General features: G+C 33.7%; 12 protein-coding genes. 5 read left to right on the plus strand and 7 right to left on the minus strand.

From position 1 onward, the window contains the following. Window positions 1-4: 4 nt before the first annotated feature. Together GIY83_RS15130 and ilvA are read left to right on the plus strand one after the other, a co-directional pair. The gene (locus GIY83_RS15130) at window positions 5-544 is read left to right on the plus strand and encodes a DUF4136 domain-containing protein (RefSeq protein WP_194617871.1); all 540 of its coding nucleotides are present in this window, start codon (window positions 5-7) and stop codon (window positions 542-544) included. A gap of 257 nt (window positions 545-801) precedes the next feature. Beyond that, window positions 802-2,046, plus strand: a complete 1,245-nt coding sequence (gene ilvA / locus GIY83_RS15135) for a threonine ammonia-lyase IlvA (RefSeq protein WP_208682276.1) — start codon at window positions 802-804, stop codon at window positions 2,044-2,046. An 82-nt stretch (window positions 2,047-2,128) separates the two neighbouring features. Here the strand turns inward: ilvA and GIY83_RS15140 are convergent, their stop codons facing one another. Then, complete coding sequence (locus GIY83_RS15140) at window positions 2,129-4,279, minus strand: RICIN domain-containing protein (RefSeq protein WP_208682279.1); 2,151 nt, start codon at window positions 4,277-4,279, stop codon at window positions 2,129-2,131. 374 nt (window positions 4,280-4,653) lie between these two features. On the opposite strand from GIY83_RS15140, the gene GIY83_RS15145 reads away from it, so the two are divergent. From GIY83_RS15145 to GIY83_RS15155, 3 genes are all read left to right on the plus strand, one after another. Continuing rightward, window positions 4,654-5,064 (plus strand): group III truncated hemoglobin, encoded by a 411-nt coding sequence (locus tag GIY83_RS15145; protein ID WP_208682281.1) that lies wholly within the window; start codon window positions 4,654-4,656, stop codon window positions 5,062-5,064. A 91-nt stretch (window positions 5,065-5,155) separates the two neighbouring features. Further along, the gene (locus GIY83_RS15150) at window positions 5,156-5,602 is read left to right on the plus strand and encodes a hypothetical protein (protein WP_208682283.1); all 447 of its coding nucleotides are present in this window, start codon (window positions 5,156-5,158) and stop codon (window positions 5,600-5,602) included. 140 nt (window positions 5,603-5,742) lie between these two features. After that, window positions 5,743-7,500: an aromatic amino acid hydroxylase gene (locus tag GIY83_RS15155; protein WP_208682285.1), complete on the plus strand. Its 1,758-nt coding sequence runs from the start codon at window positions 5,743-5,745 to the stop codon at window positions 7,498-7,500. 201 nt (window positions 7,501-7,701) lie between these two features. Here GIY83_RS15155 and GIY83_RS15160 read toward each other — a convergent pair whose 3' ends face one another. The 6 genes from GIY83_RS15160 to GIY83_RS15185 form a co-directional block, all read right to left on the minus strand. Next, window positions 7,702-8,331 (minus strand): DUF4230 domain-containing protein, encoded by a 630-nt coding sequence (locus tag GIY83_RS15160; RefSeq protein ID WP_208682288.1) that lies wholly within the window; start codon window positions 8,329-8,331, stop codon window positions 7,702-7,704. 215 nt (window positions 8,332-8,546) lie between these two features. Further along, a complete protein-coding gene (locus GIY83_RS15165; RefSeq protein ID WP_208682297.1) occupies window positions 8,547-10,865 on the minus strand; it encodes a BamA/TamA family outer membrane protein in 2,319 nt (772 codons plus the stop codon). Then, complete coding sequence (locus GIY83_RS15170; RefSeq protein WP_208682299.1) at window positions 10,849-15,939, minus strand: translocation/assembly module TamB; 5,091 nt, start codon at window positions 15,937-15,939, stop codon at window positions 10,849-10,851. Before GIY83_RS15170 ends, GIY83_RS15165 begins: the two co-directional genes overlap by 17 nt. A 237-nt stretch (window positions 15,940-16,176) precedes the next feature. Then, complete coding sequence (locus tag GIY83_RS15175; protein WP_208682302.1) at window positions 16,177-17,136, minus strand: GSCFA domain-containing protein; 960 nt, start codon at window positions 17,134-17,136, stop codon at window positions 16,177-16,179. 96 nt (window positions 17,137-17,232) lie between these two features. After that, a complete protein-coding gene (locus GIY83_RS15180) occupies window positions 17,233-17,994 on the minus strand; it encodes a hypothetical protein (protein WP_208682304.1) in 762 nt (253 codons plus the stop codon). Window positions 17,995-18,159: 165 nt separating this feature from the next. Beyond that, window positions 18,160-18,954 carry a hypothetical protein gene (locus GIY83_RS15185; protein WP_208682306.1) on the minus strand — a complete coding sequence of 265 codons (795 nt, stop codon included), beginning with the start codon at window positions 18,952-18,954 and terminating at the stop codon, window positions 18,160-18,162. Between the last annotated feature and the right edge of the window lie 31 nt (window positions 18,955-18,985).

Consider the following 18,985-nt stretch of genomic DNA (forward strand, 5'->3'; position numbering starts at 1 on the left):
ACATATGAAAACATTCAAATTAGTACCCGTTTTTTTGCTTTTGATACTAGCTTCATGCAGCACGGTAAGTGTATATTCTGATTACGATAAAAACGTAGATTTCGCACCATATAAGACGTACGCTTTTTTTAAGCCCGGAATTGATAAGGTCGAAATCTCTGATTTGGATAAAAGACGTATCTTACATGCCATAGACGAACAAATGCAGGCAAAAGGTTTTACAAAAAGCGAAAACCCTGATTTATTAGTAAATATTTTTACAAAATCAAGAGAGCAGGTTAACGTAAACCAATTTAGCGCCGGATGGGGCTACGGTTGGGGTTGGGGATGGAATCCTTACATGATGTACGGAGGAAACCAGACTACTGTATCAACTTCTACCGAAGGAACTTTATTCATTGATTTAATCGATGCTAAAAAGAAAGAAATGATATGGCAAGGTGAAGGAGTTGCAACTTTAACTAAAAACGTCGATAAAAAAGATGCCAGAGTAAAAGAAATTGTAACAAAAGTTTTAGCGCAATATCCTCCCGTTAAAAAATAATTAATACATTTGTGTTTCAAATATCTGAAATGAAAAACTTAAATATCATTATTATCTCTATTAAAATTATTGCTATTCAGCAATAATGGTGAGGTATTATATAAATAAGTAAACAAAATACAATTTATAAAACCTCCCAAATCGGGAGGTTTTTTTATTTAACGAAGATTAAAGTCGCTAGGAATTAACGCGAATCCTTTTTTCCATATTAAACAATAAAAATTAGTGCCAATTCGTGGCAAAAAAATAAAACAAAAATGAATTTATTTAACGAAGTACTCTCTGCAAAAAAGCAACTCGAAAATGTAGTTGCCGCTACCCCACTCACTCAAAATTTAAATCTTTCAGACGAGTTTAAATCGACTGTTTTACTGAAACGGGAAGATTTACAAATTGTGCGGTCGTACAAAATCAGAGGCGCATACAATAAGATTTCTTCGTTGAATGAAAAAGAAAAAGCAACCGGAATTGTTTGTGCAAGTGCCGGAAATCATGCGCAAGGTGTCGCCTATTCGTGTCATCTTTTGCAAATACAGGGCAAAATTTATATGCCTAAAACAACTCCAAAACAAAAGGTAAAACAAGTTCAGTTGTTTGGGAAATCGTTTGTAGAGATTGTCTTAACCGGAGATACTTTTGATGATGCTTATGCTTCGGCCACGGCAGATGCGATTAAAAATCATAAAATATTTATTCATCCTTTTGACGATGAAAAAGTAATTGCCGGTCAGGGAACTGTAGGTTTAGAGATTCTGGAAACTTATAAAGAACCCATCGATTATGTTTTTGTCCCGATTGGCGGGGGAGGACTGGCTTCTGGTCTTTCTGAAGTTTTTAAACATTTAAGCCCGAATACTAAAATTATTGGTGTTGAACCACAAGGTGCTCCATCGATGAAAACCTCTATTGAAGAGAATAAAAACACAGCCTTAAAAACAATTGATAAGTTTGTAGACGGCGCGGCTGTAAAACAAGTTGGAGATAAAACTTTCGAAATTTGTCGTGAAAATCTGGACGATATTATTCTGGTTCCCGAAGGAAAAGTGTGTACGACAATTTTGCGTTTGTATAACGAAGAAGCTATGGTGGTAGAACCTGCCGGCGCATTGACCATTGCCGCTTTAGATTTTTATAAAGATAAAATAAAAGGTAAAACAGTGGTTTGCGTTGTAAGCGGAAGTAATAATGATATCGAGAGAACTGCCGAAATAAAAGAGCGCTCTTTATTGTATGAAGGTTTGATGCATTACTTTATGATTCAGTTTCCGCAGCGTCCCGGAGCTTTAAAAGAATTTGTCAATAATATTTTAGGTCCCGATGACGATATCACTTATTTTCAGTTTGCCAAGAAAAACAGTCGTGAAGTTGGTTCTGTAGTGGTTGGTTTAGAATTAAAAAATAAAAAAGATATCAAAGCAATTAAAATGAATATGACCAAAAATGGTTTTGAATTTCAATACCTGAATGACAATCAGGATTTGTTTACACAACTCATTGGATAAAACAAAAGGCTGTCTGAATTTAAAATCAGACAGCCTTTTTCAAACCAAAATAAAATAACTAATTAAAATTAAAAATTGGTAATTATTTCTTTATCACTTTTTTAGAATACGAGCTTTGGCCATCATTTACTTTTACTACATAAATCCCTTTTGGTAATTGCGAAATTTCTATTTCGGCTTCATTACCAGTTGTAAAATCAACGCTTCTTTTTAAAACATTTTGCCCAGAAGCATTGTAAACTTCGACTTGTCCGGAGCCTGAATTAGGGGTGTTAATTTTTAAATAGTTGTTTGTTACATTGATATAAAGAGAAAAATCAGATACGGTATTGGCTTGTTCTTCTATGGCAGCTTTCCTGGCTGCAGAAGCCTCCACCTGTACCAATTGCCATTGCTGATTTAATCCTCCTGTATAGGCCCATACCTGAATATTGGCACCATTTGCAGTAGAAACACTTTCGACATCTAATGATTTTCCGCTATTTACATTGATAATACTATAGTAACCTCCGCCAAGACTGTTCACTGTCCATTTAAATTCATTCGAAGACGAGAATGCTCTTTGTTGTACTTTTATTCCATCAGCAGTACTATTACTCTCAGGTGCCAGGTATAATCCTGTCGATTTTACAATGATGTAGTAATTGCCGCTTGCCTCAGCAACAAACTTCCAGCGTTGGTTACTTCCTCCTCCACCGGTAATGTCATATTGCTGAATGCGTCCTCCGCTTATAGTGGAATTATCTGCAACATCTAATCCTTTGCTGCTGTTTCTTGAAATGACATTGTAATATCCCGGAAATGAAGAAGACGGAGGGGATCCTGCTGACCAATTAAAAGTAACTGCTGATGAAGCGGGAACTGTATAATTAAAAGCTGATGATCCTGAAACCACTTTTATGGTATTGGCTGATCCTGAATTGTAAACCACAAGTGCAATCGATCCGTCAGGATTTCTAAATCCAACCGTTTGAATTGTACCACTTGTACTTGAAGATGAAATTCTTACAGCACCCGGTTTTACAAATTTTGAGATTTGACCAATAATATAATAGGCCACATTTTTAGTATAACTTGTACTGTTATTTACCGTAATGGCTCCCAGACAAGTATTGCATCCACCCGGAGTACGCGGCCCTAAACTCGGATTATTGGCTGCATTCCATTCTAAAACTGTTTTTGACCAGTTATTGGTACTTCCAATCACTACGTTTTGCATGTGCCAGCCAAAATCTCCACCAAAGTTTCCGCCTGATCCTGTATATTGTTCTGTAAAATAAACGTTTTTATTGGTGGCATTTCGCACAGTTGACATGGCCGAAATATTTCCTAAATACAAATGAAACGCTGCACCATCAACATAACTGCTGTTGTTTAAAACATCAATAGGGTAAGCTGTATTGTCGCAATTGTGATCAAAAGCGATGATTTTTATATTTCCATAACCTGCTGCTGCCATTTGTGGTCCCAGTTGCTGATTGATAAAGTTTTTTTGTTCTGTAGAATTCATTAACATACTTGGCTCATTATGCGGATTCTCTGGTTCGTTTTGAGGTGTGACCGCCCAAATTGAAATTCCCTGCGCTTGCATTGCGGCAAAATACTTTACAAAATATCTCGCGTAGGCAGCGTAATATTGTGTTTGCAAACTTCCGCCAATCCAGGAATTATTAGTTTTCATCCAGCGTGGTGCTGACCAGGGAGTGGCTAATATTTTTATGTTTGGATTGATAAGCTGTATCTTTTTTATAATGGGAATCAAATAGGTCAAATCAGGTCCGTTAAGACTGAAATTGTTCATATTAACGTCTCCTGAAGTTTCGTTGTAACTATAAGATGAACTGCTTAAATCAGAAGCCGCTATACTAATACGAACTACGCTGGCGTTTAAACCTGTAACAGGATTGTACAAATCATTTAATAATTGATTTTGCTGAGTGGCTGCCATTGCACTGATTACCTCGGCGCTTCCTTCGGTAAGAGTGTAACCAAAACCATCCATGGTTTGGTAGGTTGTTGCTGCATTAATCGTAATTGTAGAAGGATTAGTTCCTGAGTTTGTCCCGAAACTTACTGCAGATTGCTGCTGTAATAATCTGGTCTGATCACCTGATGTGATAAAAGGTGTGACTGTTTGAGCATTGGCTTTGATCATAACCAAAAGCATTACAATGATGACCTGGGTCAAAATTGCTTTTACTCGATTTGTAGGTTTGTGAGTAGTTTTGTGCATTTTTTTGTGGTTTTAGATAGTTAAATTTCTTTCATTTTATTATGATTATTTTTATTAAAACGCATCTAAATTACATCAATCTTTCACGAAATCGATATAATTCAAACTTTACAAATACACATCATTTGTAAAAATTACCTTAACAAAAACTGATCTTTTATTTTTACAAAAACCTAAAAACCAAATACTTAAACCCTAAAAAGTCATAAAATTCTAATTTTACTTTTCATTAAATAAATAAATTTTTCAAAATCAAGCTTTTAGATCATCTTTTAAATATTCTATTGTGTTATAAAATTTTCACAAATGACAAATCTCATAGAACAATCCTGGAGTTATAGCGTATTTTTGCCGTTAATATAATTACTTAAAATATGGAGGCACTTAAAGATATTTCAACCTTAGAAGACATTAAACAAATGGTGAACAGCTTTTATGCAAATGTTAGAAAAGACGAGCTGATTGGCCCTATCTTTAATGATAAACTGCAAGATCGGTGGGAACCTCATCTGCAAAAAATGTATGGATTCTGGCAGACTATTTTATTTGATGTGAGAGCTTATTCGGGAACTCCTTTTCCCCCACACAAACAATTACCAGTAGATAAAACGCATTTTGACCGCTGGATTGCAATTTTTAATACCACAATCGATGCACAATTTGCCGGTCCAATAACCCAAGAAGCTAAAATGCGCGCCGCTAATATGGCCTATATGTTCAGCCACAAAATTGAATATTTTAGAAATGCCGAAAACGAGCTGAGAAATACATCAGGTAAATCTTAAAAATATTCAAGTTTTAGATTGCATACTATTTTTAATTAAATAAATTTGATTTGAAAATACTGATAAAAGCCAAATCAAAAATTTAATTAAAATGAAAAAACTCATCCTGTTCTTTACAATCTGTTTCTCTTTTTTAAGTCATTTAAATGCACAATCTCAAGCTCCGGTTTCTAATTTATACAAAGGAACTATTGATGGAAAAACACCAATAACTCTTTATATTAAAACAGAAGAAAATCCGTGTACTGCTGATTTAATGTTTGCCTCAATGTATCGCTACAATAAATCAAGCAAATGGATTCAAATTTATCCTACGCAGAACAAAAAGGCTGAAAATGAATTTGTAATGGTCGAACATGATTTCAGTGGTGTTTTAATTTTAAAGAAAACAGGAAATACTTTCTCGGGTTTATGGATTAGCCCCGATACTAAAAAACAATTGAAGGTAGATTTAAAAGAAGCTTCGATGACCAAAAAAGAGATCGAAAGCTATGAAAAAACTATGGAAAAAGTGAGTTTTGACAATAACGACTGCTAAAATTTTCACTTTTTTATTAATACTCCAAAATCTATAAAAACGCAATAAAAAATCATTTCGGACAAAAAAATTGTAACAAATAGCAAAAAATAGCGGTCTTAATTCGTAATTTTACATTCCTAATCTACAACGTTTTCGAAATGAATGCAAGTATTGAAACAAACCCGTTATTAGAGCGATTGCCTAAACATTTAAAGCAATTTATTAAACCTCAGGATTATAGCGATTACACTCCTATAAATCAAGCGGTTTGGCGCTATGTAATGCGTAAAAACGTAGATTATTTATCGAAAGTTGCGCATAGTTCGTATTTAGAAGGTTTGCGTAAAACGGGAATCGAAATTGATTCGATCCCCAGCATGTACGGAATGAATAGAATCCTGACTGAAATTGGATGGGCTGCAGTTGCAGTTGACGGGTTTATTCCACCCAATGCCTTTATGGAATTTCAGGCGTATAACGTTTTGGTTATTGCATCGGATATTCGTCAGTTAGAACATATTGAATACACTCCTGCTCCGGATATTATTCATGAAGGTGCCGGCCACGCTCCAATTATTGCCAATCCTGAATATGCTGAATATTTGAGACGTTTTGGCGAAATTGGCTGCAAAGCGATTTCTTCTCACAAAGATTATCAGATGTATGAAGCGATTCGGTTGCTTTCGATTTTGAAAGAAGCTGAGGATACGCCTCAGGAAAAAATAGACCAAGCCGAAAAAGCAGTTGCTGATTTACAGAATAATATGGGTGAATTATCTGAAATGGCTCAGATTCGAAATCTGCATTGGTGGACGGTTGAATATGGCTTGATTGGAACGGTTGAAAACCCAAAAATATATGGCGCCGGATTACTTTCCTCGATTGGTGAGAGTGCCTGGTGCATGACAGATAACGTAAAGAAAATTCCTTATGATATATCAGCTGCAAATCAAAATTTTGATATTACGCAGTTGCAGCCTCAACTCTATGTAACGCCTAATTTCTCTTATTTAAGTTTAATCTTAGAAGAATTTGCAAATAAAATGGCTCTACGTACAGGAGGGCTCTCGGGGATTCAGAAATTGATTCATTCCAATGCCTTAGGAACAATTGAGTTGAGTACTGGTTTACAAATTTCGGGTGTTTTTACCAATGTACTGGAAGACGAAGGAAAACCTGTTTACATTCAGACTACAGGAAAAACAGCTTTGTCATACCGTGAAAAAGAATTGGTTGGTCACGGAACTTTGACGCATCCCGAAGGATTTGGAAGTCCGATTGGAAAACTAAAAGGCTTTAATTTAGCCATTGAAGATATGAGTCCGAAGGATTTACAGGCTTATTCTATTGTTGAAAATGAAACGGTAAAACTGGAATTTGAAGGCAATATCATTGTGGAAGGTGAAATTATTACGGGATCCAGAAACCTGCACGGAGAGATTATTCTAATTAGTTTTAGAAATTGTACCGTAAGGCATGGCCAAACGATTTTGTTTCAGCCTGAATGGGGAAATTATGATATGGCGATTGGTAAAAAAGTAGTTTCTGCTTTTTCCGGCCCAGCCGATGTGAATAGTTTTGACTTGATTAATTCTGTCCCAAAAACAACCACTATAAAAGCCAAACATTCTGAACAACGTGATGATCTTGAAGTCTTGTATCAAACGGTTCGCATGATTGGAGAAAATAAAGATTCTAAAGCTGAACTAAAAGCTGTATTTGAAAAACTTCAAAAAAACCATTCTAATGATTGGTTATTGTCTGTTGAAATTGCTGAGCTTTTAAAGGATTCAAATGAAGAGCAGCTGTTACAGCAAGTATTGGTTTATTTAGATCAATTGAAAGGGAAACGTCCTGAAGTGGCACATTTAATTGCTGGTGGTTTGGATTTGATTTTTGATAAGAAAGCTGTTTAATTTGTTACCCGAGGATCTGCTTGCCTGTTGGCTAGCGTTTAGGTTAGAGATTTAACCGATCAACAAAGATTTTATTTTAATCTCGGAAAATTTGTCACTTTCGATCGAAGGGAGAAATCACAGTGGTAAATCGAAAAAGATTAAAGAGTTTCTTTGTGGAGTTTCTACTGCAAAAAAACGTTGAACCCTTAAACCCTTGCGCTACAACTTTAAGTCCTCATTAAAATCCTTATCAGATTCTATTGTCTTTCCTTCGTATTGTAATTTCCAGCCCATTGAATTGGTTAGAATTAAAATCTTAGATAATTCACTGATTAATCTGTTTTGAGCATTGGTTTTTAAAGTTGATTTTTCGATTTTCTTGGCCAGATTTGCTTTTACAGATTTGTTTATCTTATTGTAATCATCTCCCGTAAATGGATTGAGTTTACTTTGTTCGACATCATAAAACTGGATATCGGGATTGATGGTTATTTCTTCTTTTGGGATATTGAGAATGGTGATGGTTTTGTTTTTTTCGTCGATATCATATTTCATCTTGTGCAAATCGTAGGCAACAGTAACATTTGCATTTACAACAACAAGAGCTTTCTTTTCAAAAGAAACCATATCCATCAAATACTTTTGTTGGTTTTTATAGGTGATAACTTCTGAGAAATGTCCTTCGGTCACTACCAGTTTACCAACATTAAGGATTTGTTGCTGAATGAGATTGGTGTTATAATCGATTGTAGAATCGTCGTCTTTTTTGAACTCACAATACTTGAAAGCCAGAACCACTACAAGTACCAGCACAGCTAAAACTATTATTCTCTTTATTAAATTTTGCATTCTATTTTTTTATTAGACCAATTTACTTCTTTTTTTAAGAGCTGAAAAGTTTTTTTGTTACGAAGTTTTTTCGCCACTAATTTGCACTAATTAGTAGTTTGCGCATTATAATCAATTTCATGAATTAAAATCTTAAAAATTCAATTTTAAAATTGGTGCTCATTGGTGAACCGAGCCATAGCGAACTGGCAAAGCAAATTCGTGGCAAACCTTCTTTAGAATGGATAACCAATCGCGATATTTAAAATCAGGTTGTCTTTTCTCCACGGTCCGCTTCCGAAATTAATATCATCGATTACCCAGCGCTGTCCATCCGGAAGGGCTGGATTTCTAAGAGGGAAAGCCAAATCGGTTCTTAAAACCAAGAACGACAAGTCGAAACGTAAACCTGCACCAGCACCTATTGCAATTTGTTTCATAAAATCTTTTGAGATTTCGGCTCCGGGTTTATCAGGATCGGCGTGTAAAAGCCAAATATTTCCCGCATCTATAAACACCGCTCCTCTTACAATACTAAAGAGCTTTGCTCTGTATTCTGTATTAAATTCCAGTTTTAAATCTGCTGATTGATCTGGTGTATAATTGTTGTTTACTGTTGGAGGAATCACATAACTTCCCGGCCCTAAAGTTCTGGCTCTAAAAGCTCTAATACTATTGGTTCCTCCTACTACAAATTGTTTCGATGTTGGCAGCGTTCTTGAATTTCCGTAAGCCAATCCTGCTCCTACAATTAATCTGCTGGCCAATTCGCTTTCTTTCCCCAGTTTTAAATAATGCCTGAAATCTGATTTGATTTTTACATATTGGCTAAAGGGAACGTCAAATATGGTCTTTACATCGTCTTTTTTATAATTGGCACCTGTAACCAATCCTGTAATATTTCCGGCCAAATCTAATTCACCATTAAAATAGAAGGTATTTTTTCGGCGTTTCTGCATCGTATTGGTAAAAGTATAACTGTAAGTAGGTCCAAAAATAAGCTGTTTTTCAATTACTTTCCCCAGCGCAGGATCCTGTTGTATATCTTCTAAATATTCTGGGGTAACATGATTGGGACTTACGTAGGTTACATCTATTACATTTAGCTGGTGTTCTTTCCTTATGTTTTCTTTCCACAAATATCCAAAAGAGGCATTAAAGGAATTAAGGGCATACAACTGTGTTCTTTTTTGATACTCATATCGCAAAGCTACTTTGGTTCTTGGCACATACTCGCTGTTCCCTTCGATATTAAACGGCGTAACAAATCTAGGCCAGGTTAAACTTGTTTCTGCTCCCAGTTTATAAATGTTCTTTCCTTTGTTTACACCTCCAAGCTGGAAATCAGCACCGCCAAAAACAGACACGGTAAATAGTTCTGCGCCTTTAAGTAAATTTCGGTTATTCCAATTTACATTAAGTTCTGTTCCGGTATAACTGGCTGAATTTGTTTTTCCCAGAACCTCAACGCGAATAAACTTTTTAGGCAAAAGTGTTAGATAGTAATAGGAATCTAAAGTCTTTGGAATACTATCCGAGGGTTTAAATTCATTTTTTACAAAACTAAAAGTTCCCAGATTCACAAAACGATTTAAGGTTAAATTATGGTCTTTTCTGTTATACAAATCTCCTTTTTTAAAATAGATCGTTCGATCGTAAACTCTTGGTTTAAAAGTCTCTGTTGTATCTATAATCGTGAAATCTTTGTATTGCGTTATATTTTTTTTCCTGTAAACGGCACTATCATTCGAAAGAGAATAATTAGGGTAAACAAAAATTCTATTAATCTTATAGGCCGTAAGTGCTTTTGGCGGCGTATCTGGTTTTATTACCAGCCTGATTTTTACTTCATGATCGCCTTTACTGCTGTCTACCTGAGCCAAAAGATAATCTGGGTTAAAGTAAAAATACCCTTTCTCTTTAAGCCTTGCATCGATTCGTTCTCTTTCGGCTTTTATAATATCCAGATCATACGGTTTTCCTACTTTCAATAAACTTCTTCGGCTTGATCTTCCAATGATTCTGGACATGGCCAGGGAATCATCAGGAAAAGTTACGCTTTTAATGATATATTGTTTTTTGGGTATAACGGTATATTCTGCCGTAACTCTTTTATTTCGAACGGTAGAATCAGCGCTGACACGGGTTTTAAAATAACCTCTGTTTTCGGTAAAATTTCTCAGAACAGAAGCATTATAATCTAAATCGACCTTGCTGAAAAGAACCGGCGCCTCTCCTACTTTATTACGAAGCCAATATCTGGTTCCTTTTTGTTTTTTAGGTTCGCCGGCCAGATTATAAATCCATAATTTGGGACGTAATCCCAAAATTTGTTTGTTGGGTTTTGGACGCAATAAAGCTTCTAATTCTGTTTCGAGTGCTTTTCTTTCTTTTTTCTTTATTAAAGAATCTTTCACTCTTACAGAAGCTCCTGTGTAAAGCAAATCGCCTTCCGGCAGGTATTTAGTATTACTGCAGCCTAAAACAAAAAACAGGCAAAACAGTACAAAATACTTTATATACCAATTTTCTATATGTTTATGTTTTTTGTTCATTACCTTGAATTTGATTCTCTTTTAATTCTTTTTCTTCCTTCTCTTTTTGCTTTATTTTTTCTTTGCGGATTTTTTCTTCTTTTATCATTTGCTTTTCTTCTTCTGAACGATGAAAAAGCTCTCTGAATTTATTGTAACTCATTGTAATGATAAAAGCAACACCCGTTTCTACAACCTGACCTTCAACTGCTACCTGATATTGATTTTTTCTGTAAGCACGAACCATATAACGGCCATCTTTTGTAAGCTGATAATCCAAGGCTACGTCTCCGGCAATATTGGTGCTTTCTTCATTGGCACGCTCCGCTCCTTCAACACCAAAACTGCTTCCTACCGTTACTTTCAATCTGTCATCGAGCAGTTTTTTAGAAACCGCAACATTCAAATCGGTTCTGTTTTGCATGGTTCCAGAAGTGTAATCTTCTGTAGATTCTAAATCAAAATTGACTTCAAATCCGGTAATTAGTTCTCCGGCAAGATTATTTAATTGCTGCGAAAGAATCTTACTCACACTTTGTCTGGCCAAAGATTCTGCATTTGTACCGCCGCTTTCACTGGCAAATGGATTCTCGCCTACAAATCGGTTTAGTAATAAAAGGGCAAAAACCTGTTTATTTAATTCGGCAGGATCTTGTTCTAATTGTTTTAGTTTAGTCTGCGTTAAGGTCACCACATCGGAAGAAACATTATAATTGCCATCAGGAAGTACGATACCAAAAGAGATATCAGGTTTCATTAATTCTCCGTTCATTTTCAATAAAGTCTGAAACGGAAGCTTTTGTTTGTATCTATTTCTTATGGCCTGATCATCGTTTCCAAGCTGGTTGCCTAATAAATCAATTGGCGCAGCATTTACTTTATAAATTGCCGTAATATTTAAATTTGCCATTGTCGGTTCGCCATTCCAGGTAATATAACTTCCTTTCTGGATATCAAATTTTCTTTTGATTCCGTTAAAATTCATTTCATAAGCCCCGTCTGAAAACTCATATTTGCCAGTCAAAGTAGTTTTTCCTGATTTATCTATTCCTCCAACTAACTCTGCTTCTCCTTTTAATTTTAAATAATCCCCGTTTGCTTTGTCGATAAGCAAAGTCAATTCTGCTTCTTTATCAATCGAAATGGCCACATTTACATCCATTCCTTTTACTTCAGACTGATCGAGTTTATTCTGTAAATCAACGGTCTGTTTCAAATACATACTATCTTCGTTGACAAACTCTACAATTCCTTCACGATCTGCAATTGAAGGATCTGACTGCGGCATTACCACCGTAAAATTGGTTTCTTTATTAATTTTTATCGTTCCGTCAATAACCGGGCTATCAAGATTTCCTTTAATATTTAGTTTTGTGTCTAAAAACATATCGCCATAAAACAAATCATTATCGGCTTCTTTAGAATGTATGGCTCTAAAATCGTCTGCCGTAACCACCAGACCAAAGTTATATGCTTTGAAATCCGGAGACTGAATGGTTCCATCTACAGATAATTCGTTGTCATTTTCGTCGTGGAGCGTGAACTTATCAAAAGTGATTACATCATTATTAAAGGTGATTTTTTCCTTATCTGTTTTAAAAAATGAATTGAGTTGTGTGATTCTAAATCCTGTATCATTAAAACTTAATTCGCCCGAAACTTTTGGACTTGATGCCTTGCCTACAATCTTGAAATTTCCTGATAAATACCCCGTTCCATCGGTAAGGTTGCCCATTGTAAATCCCTGGATACTTTTGATATACAACTTATTCAAATCTAAATCAAAATCAAGATTTCCATCGTCTATTTTATAATTTCCCGTCAGGTTCACTTCGTTTCCTTCCCCGGTCAATGCTAGATTTGCACTGAGTAAATTATCGGTTTTATTATCTACTTTTATGGCAATATCCCCAACCGGTTCACCTTTAAAAGCAAATTGATCTATTTTTAAGTCTGATGTAAAAGTGGGTTTGGTCATTACATTTTCGACAACCGCATTACCGTTAATCAAACCTTGCATCAAGATTTCGTCTTTTTTAACCATGTTCATAATGGTCTCGATCTTGAAGTTTACAAAATCGACTTGCAATGGCGCATTATCCTTTTCTCCTTTAGATTGTATTTTTAATTCATTACCTGAATTGGCCAGATAAAATTTATTGATGTACAATCTTTTTGCTCCAAACTCAATTACATTTTCAGGATCAATAGTCCATTTATCATAATTTAGTATAAAGTTTTCAGCATCGATTTTAAAGATGTTTTTAGAATCCTCTGTTTTAAATTCTCCGGCAATAAAATATTGTTGTTTGTCTTTTACATCTTTCACTTCAAGTGCATATGTCAAAAGATTATTCTCCACTTTTCCCGATAAACTCGTAAAGGGAATTTTTAAAGATCCGCTTTCGATTGTTGCTACAGAAACCGAATATTCTAAAGCATTTTCTTTGGCTTCGATATTTATTTTCCCGTCAGAAATGGTATTATCGCCATACACAATTCTTGGGATTGTTCCTTTTATTTCTAATGAATCTGTTACGTTATTGTATTTTCCGGTAATGTTAACAGGTTCTAAACCGGTTAATTTGGGAACCAGTTTAAAAAGTATCGGGTCATTATCGATCTTTAACTTAAAGGTCAAACGTTGCTCGTCTGCCTCGCCATTTACTTTTGGATTTTTTAAATCGATATATTTTGACAATGATTTTTTTATCGCGGCAGTTAATGTTGTCAGTTTATATTTTCCGTCAACTTCGGCCTTTAAAAACTGAGATGAAATTTTGATATTATTTCGGTTATTATCCGCAAAAGCAATTATGCGAACAGAATCCAGAACGATTGGTTCTGCAGCCTGCAAAACCTGAATGTTGGAAAGAAACACTTTTCCGTTTAAAAAATCAGGATTACTATTGGCAATATCAGCATCTACATTACCTCGCAATTTCATTGGTCCGGCATGAAGATTCAGTTTTTCTAAATCGGCAATATCAAGGTTTAATTTTAATTTTACTGAAGGATACTTCTCTTGTGTATTTCCGCTCGCAACCAAGTCAAAATTCAAATTTGGATCTTTCATTTCGGATTTTACGTCGAATGAACCCTTTGCGATATTTCCTTTTAATGCTAAATCTTTATAAGTATATCGATTAAAAACTGCTTTCTGTACCAGTCCATCAAATTGAGCACGAGCCGTTTTTGGGTCTAAGCCATTTCCTTTTACTTTCGCTTTAAGGGTAATTTTTCCAATCGAATCGTTTTTGATCAATCTCCCCAAATCAAAATCTAACAGATAAACCGTTGCATCGTATTTCTCTTTTTTCTTAACGCGCTGATCAAATAAACCATCCACTTTTGCATTTCCAAAACTACTGTTTAAAGCCAGATTGGTTTTGAAATTCTGAACTGAACCTTTAAATTTTCCCTGCAAATTCAATTGAGAAGGCAACTGAATATTCTTTGGAATTGTTCCTGTTGGTACAAACGAATATATATCTTTAGAAGTGCTTGAAACTTTCTTAATATCCAGATCGTAATACGCTTTTTGAGCATCCGGCAATCCTTTTATTTTCCCCGAAAGGGAAACTTTTGTAGTTCCTATTCCGCTCATTTCGAATTGCGGAATCCTTAGATCTTTTATTTTTCCGCTCAAGCGTGTATTCAGATACAAAATTGCATTTGGGTTACTCTTAAACGGATTTGTTTTTTGTAAATCCGGAACAAATAATAAAATATCTTTAAAACCAATTTTCGACTGATTTAGATTTGCCTCTATAGAAAGGTTTCCTAAATCTTTAGAAATTGATGCAATCGAATTGTACCCCACTTTGACTTTATTTTGAAGTAAAGTTTGAGGTGTTTTTAAATACAAATCATTCAGATACGCATTTTTAGGCCCGTAAAAGAAATCAGTTTTTAAAGACTGAATTTGTAATCCGCTTTTATCGTTTGCACTTAAAGCTTTTATATTTCCTGAAATGGTATCGTTTCCGTAGTATAATTTTTCTGCTTTAAAATTCAGTTTATCCAAATCTAAATGACTGTAATCAATTCCTTTTACAACCGGTTTGGATTGCATATCATCAAATTTGAAAGCAACATCCTGTATGTCGATATCATTTAGTTTTACTTTCCAACCTGCTTGTTTAATGGCAGTTGAATCTAAATCGGGCGTTTTTATTTGTTTGTCTTTTGTACCTAATCTCAGGTTTCCTTTTAGATTTTTTAGTTCGAAAGTATCGAAATCTAAAAGCTGATTATTCAAATCTATTTTGTTTACCGATAAATCAAGATTACCCAGTTTTATCCCTGAATCTAATTTGGAGTCTTTATTGTCATAGGCAATATCAATTTTCGATAAACTGATTTTGCCTAATTTTAAATTAAAATCTTTTCTTTTCGAGATGGTATCAACGGTTTCTACCGAAACTTCGGCAATTTTTTCCACTGCATCTTGATCTAAAACCAATTTTAATCCGTCTAATTTAATGTTCGGAATATCAAAATTCATTTTATCCAAATCGAATTCTTTGAATTTTGTATCAAAATGGGTTAGATTCACTTTGACATCATTCTTGGAAAAATCATCTTTAAAACTGAATTTCACATTATCCAGATTCACCTTTACAACCGAAATTTTAAAAGACTTACTATCCGGATCCTCCACCTTTGGTTCTTTTGATTCGAAAGCTTTAATAATATAATCAAAATTGAAAACGCCGTCTTTATTTCTGGAGATATTGGCCGTAACGTTTTCAAGTGAAACCGAATTGATTTCGAGTTCACTGCTTACGAGTTTAAAAAGATCAACATCGACTTGTAATCTTTTACCTGCCAGTAAAGTATCTTTTTTTTGGTCTTCGAAATAAAAACCTTCCAAAACTATATCTTTTGGGAATTTAATCGAAATATGATCTAATGAAACTTTGGTTTTAATCTTATTATGAAGATAGGTAATTGCTTTGTCCTTCGCATAATTTTGAATAGAAGGAACCTGAATTAAAACAATTAAAAGTAATAAAAGTGCAATGATAGAAACCACGCACCAAAGAAGTATACGTAGTGTTTTTTTAAGAAAATGAATGGGTTTCTTATTCATACGTCAATAAAACACGATTAGATTAAAGTTGCGTTGTTATAAGGCTGTACTTACACAGTCTACAAAATTGAGAATTTTAAACTTTAACAATTTACATAATTACACGCAATTATTCTAGAATTTTACGCACAAATAATTATTTTCTTACTTTTAATTTGCCGCGAAGGCACCAAGACACTAAGTTTTTTGATTGGAAAACCCTTCATTAAATAATGGAATTGAAATACTTATATTAAATTAAAATTTAATATGAATCCATTTTTCCTGAATAGCACTTATTTTTTGCTGAAGTTTTGCTAAAAATTTTTGATGCTGTTCTGATTCCGGATTAAAACTTCTGTGACGCAGACTTTTTTGAATTTCATCTACTTCCTGCATAGTAGTACTGCTTTCTGGTGAGATATAATTTTCGCTAAAAAGTTTCCAGATATAATCAATGGCAATTTGATTAGGATGCAGCATATCCTGGGCATAAAAACGATAATCACGAAGTTCGTCCATCATGATTTCGTAAGATGGGAAATAGTTTTGAGTAATGAATTCTGTTTTATGAGTTTTTAAAACTTGATGAAGTCCGGCAAACAGATGTGATTTACTGAGTTGATTTTCTGCAAAACCGTCTTTGATATGGCGTACCGGAGAAACGGTAAAAACGAAATTTATATTCGGGTTCAAAACCTGAATTATATCTATTGTGTTTTGAATACTTTTCTGAATTACTTCAACTTCTAATAATTCTTTTGAGAATTTCCTTTGAGGCACTTTGTGGCAATTGGCCACGATTTGCTCACTTTCTGTGTTTCTGTAAATCCAGGAAGTTCCATAAGTAATGATAATATGTGTGGCTTGTTTTAAATATTTATAAGTTTCTGAAATAGCTTTATTCAACGTTTCGAGTAATTCTTGTCGGTCCGAGTTGCTTAGATCTGAGTGTACTTCAAAACTATGCCAGCGCTCGTTATAAAAGAAAACATCTTTCTCTGTGTAAAATTCTTCCTTAACCACTCTAGTTATTATTTTTTCGATCGAAACCGGATTAAAAATAATCCCAAACGGATTTGTAGAGTTTTGAAATTTGAAATAATCAAATTTCTCAGCCATATTTTCTGCAAAACACGAACCAATAGAGATTATTTTCGAATTATAATGGATTGGATTATTGTTTTTAGAAATTGGTATTTGGGTTCTGAACTGCATGGCTTTTTATTTAAACACGAATTTCACCAATTTTCACCAATAAAAAAACCAAATACAGAAGTATTTGGTTTTTGATAAAGTTTAAACTTATAACGCTTAATAAGTATATTCTGTTATTTCATCATCTTGCGAAGAATCGGTTTGGGTTTGTTTTGTCGGATATCCTTTTTCATTGTACTGATAAACACTATTGAAAATATTGGTTGTAATATCTTCTCCATATTTGTAAAGAGTAGTTAGTTTTGTTACATTATTTAAACTAGCACTAGTTTCATGATCAATAAGTAAATTAAATCCTAAAACATTTTTAAAAGGATTATTTTTAGCATCATATTGGTATGTTTTAGTATATGAATAAGAATCAAAAGTTTCTATTTTCTTTATAAGATTTCCATTTATGTAGGTTAAAACTCCATCAGATTTTTTTGTTTCTTCTTTTGTGGTTGGGTCAACAGAATAATTTACAAAAGATATTGTTCCGTTTGTATTGTATGTATAAACTCTTTTAGAAATATAAGTAACAGTAGGAGCTATTTCTGTTAATACATCTATTTTTACTTTACCATCCTCATATGTAATTTCATTTTTAGAACTAATATTTCCTTCCTGAGCAAAATCTTCAATTTTAGTGATAAAATCCCCAGTATAGGTATATACTTCCTTATCACTTGCTGTATAACTAGCACTTAGTATTTTATTTCCGTCATACGTTATTGTCGAGAAATCATTATCTCCAGGAGAATCGGAATATTTATAACTAACTGTTTTAGGCAAAACAGCATCAGTTCCGTTTTCATCACTAGAACAAGAGCTAAGTATTAAAGCTAATGCTCCAAAAAAACATAAATTTTTTTTCATTATTACAGGTTTAATATTATTTATTAAAAACAAATATACAGGATAGTATATTTAATTTTTAAGAATTTTTAACAAAAAAAATAGTAGATGAATTTAAAAATTTCATCAATAAAAAAACCAAACATTAAAGGCATTTGTTTTTTTATTGCTATTTAAATTTTAAAACTAGTACGTATATTCAATTTCGTATTCTATTGATTTACCTGCTCCATCAAATGAAGTATGTTTTAATGGATAACCGTTTTCATTATATGAATAGGTTGTCAAATAGGTGCTTACATTAGTATTTTCAGAGGATGCTTTTATCACTTTTAAAATATTATTTTTTCCAAAATAACTCACTTCATTTAACAACAAGTTAAAACCTAAAATACTTTTAAGAGGATTATTTTTAGTGTCATATTCAAAAACCAATGTAGTTGTTACTGATTTAAATGTTTGCTGCTCTTTTACAAGATTACCATCTTTATAAGTCAAAGTACCTATGCTGGTTTGAATTTCTAATTTCGTTTTAGCATCAATTGAATAATTTATATATGAAATTTGTTCATTAGAATTATGTGTATAAACCGTTTTTATAATATATTCTCCATCAGGATATTCTTTACTAAAAAGTATTTTATGAATTCGTGTTTTTAATTTTCCATTTTCATAACTATATACAACTTCTTTACTTTTAGTTTCATTTCCTTTCTCATCAACATTAAATAATTCTTGTTTGGTTATCAGATCTGCGTTGTAGGTAAATATTGTTTTTGAATCAGAGTCTATACTGTTTATAATTTTCTTGCCATCAAACTTAAGTGTACTGGTACTATTTGTTCCTAAAGACGCATTAGGATATAGGTACGAAATGGTTTTAGGCAAAACAACACTCTCTTCTGAAGGAGTATTATCATCACTTGAACAGGATATCAATAAGAACGTTAAAAATCCAAAAAGTGGTAAAAGTTTTTTCATATAAGCAGATTTTTTTTGTGGGATAAATTTA

Origin of the sequence: Flavobacterium sp. SLB02 (genome assembly GCF_009664855.1) — a bacterium.
Taxonomy (GTDB): domain Bacteria; phylum Bacteroidota; class Bacteroidia; order Flavobacteriales; family Flavobacteriaceae; genus Flavobacterium.

What these genes read in the sequence shown, in the direction of transcription:
- GIY83_RS15140 (WP_208682279.1), bottom strand. Translation starts at nt 4,279, where the DNA reads ATGCACAAAACTACTCACAAACCTACAAATCGAGTAAAAGCAATTTTG.
- GIY83_RS15130 (WP_194617871.1), top strand. Translation starts at nt 5, where the DNA reads ATGAAAACATTCAAATTAGTACCCGTTTTTTTGCTTTTGATACTAGCT.
- GIY83_RS15185 (WP_208682306.1), bottom strand. Translation starts at nt 18,954, where the DNA reads ATGAAAAAACTTTTACCACTTTTTGGATTTTTAACGTTCTTATTGATA.
- ilvA (WP_208682276.1), top strand. Translation starts at nt 802, where the DNA reads ATGAATTTATTTAACGAAGTACTCTCTGCAAAAAAGCAACTCGAAAAT.
- GIY83_RS15145 (WP_208682281.1), top strand. Translation starts at nt 4,654, where the DNA reads ATGGAGGCACTTAAAGATATTTCAACCTTAGAAGACATTAAACAAATG.
- GIY83_RS15165 (WP_208682297.1), bottom strand. Translation starts at nt 10,865, where the DNA reads ATGAACAAAAAACATAAACATATAGAAAATTGGTATATAAAGTATTTT.
- GIY83_RS15170 (WP_208682299.1), bottom strand. Translation starts at nt 15,939, where the DNA reads ATGAATAAGAAACCCATTCATTTTCTTAAAAAAACACTACGTATACTT.
- GIY83_RS15175 (WP_208682302.1), bottom strand. Translation starts at nt 17,136, where the DNA reads ATGCAGTTCAGAACCCAAATACCAATTTCTAAAAACAATAATCCAATC.
- GIY83_RS15160 (WP_208682288.1), bottom strand. Translation starts at nt 8,331, where the DNA reads ATGCAAAATTTAATAAAGAGAATAATAGTTTTAGCTGTGCTGGTACTT.
- GIY83_RS15155 (WP_208682285.1), top strand. Translation starts at nt 5,743, where the DNA reads ATGAATGCAAGTATTGAAACAAACCCGTTATTAGAGCGATTGCCTAAA.
- GIY83_RS15180 (WP_208682304.1), bottom strand. Translation starts at nt 17,994, where the DNA reads ATGAAAAAAAATTTATGTTTTTTTGGAGCATTAGCTTTAATACTTAGC.
- GIY83_RS15150 (WP_208682283.1), top strand. Translation starts at nt 5,156, where the DNA reads ATGAAAAAACTCATCCTGTTCTTTACAATCTGTTTCTCTTTTTTAAGT.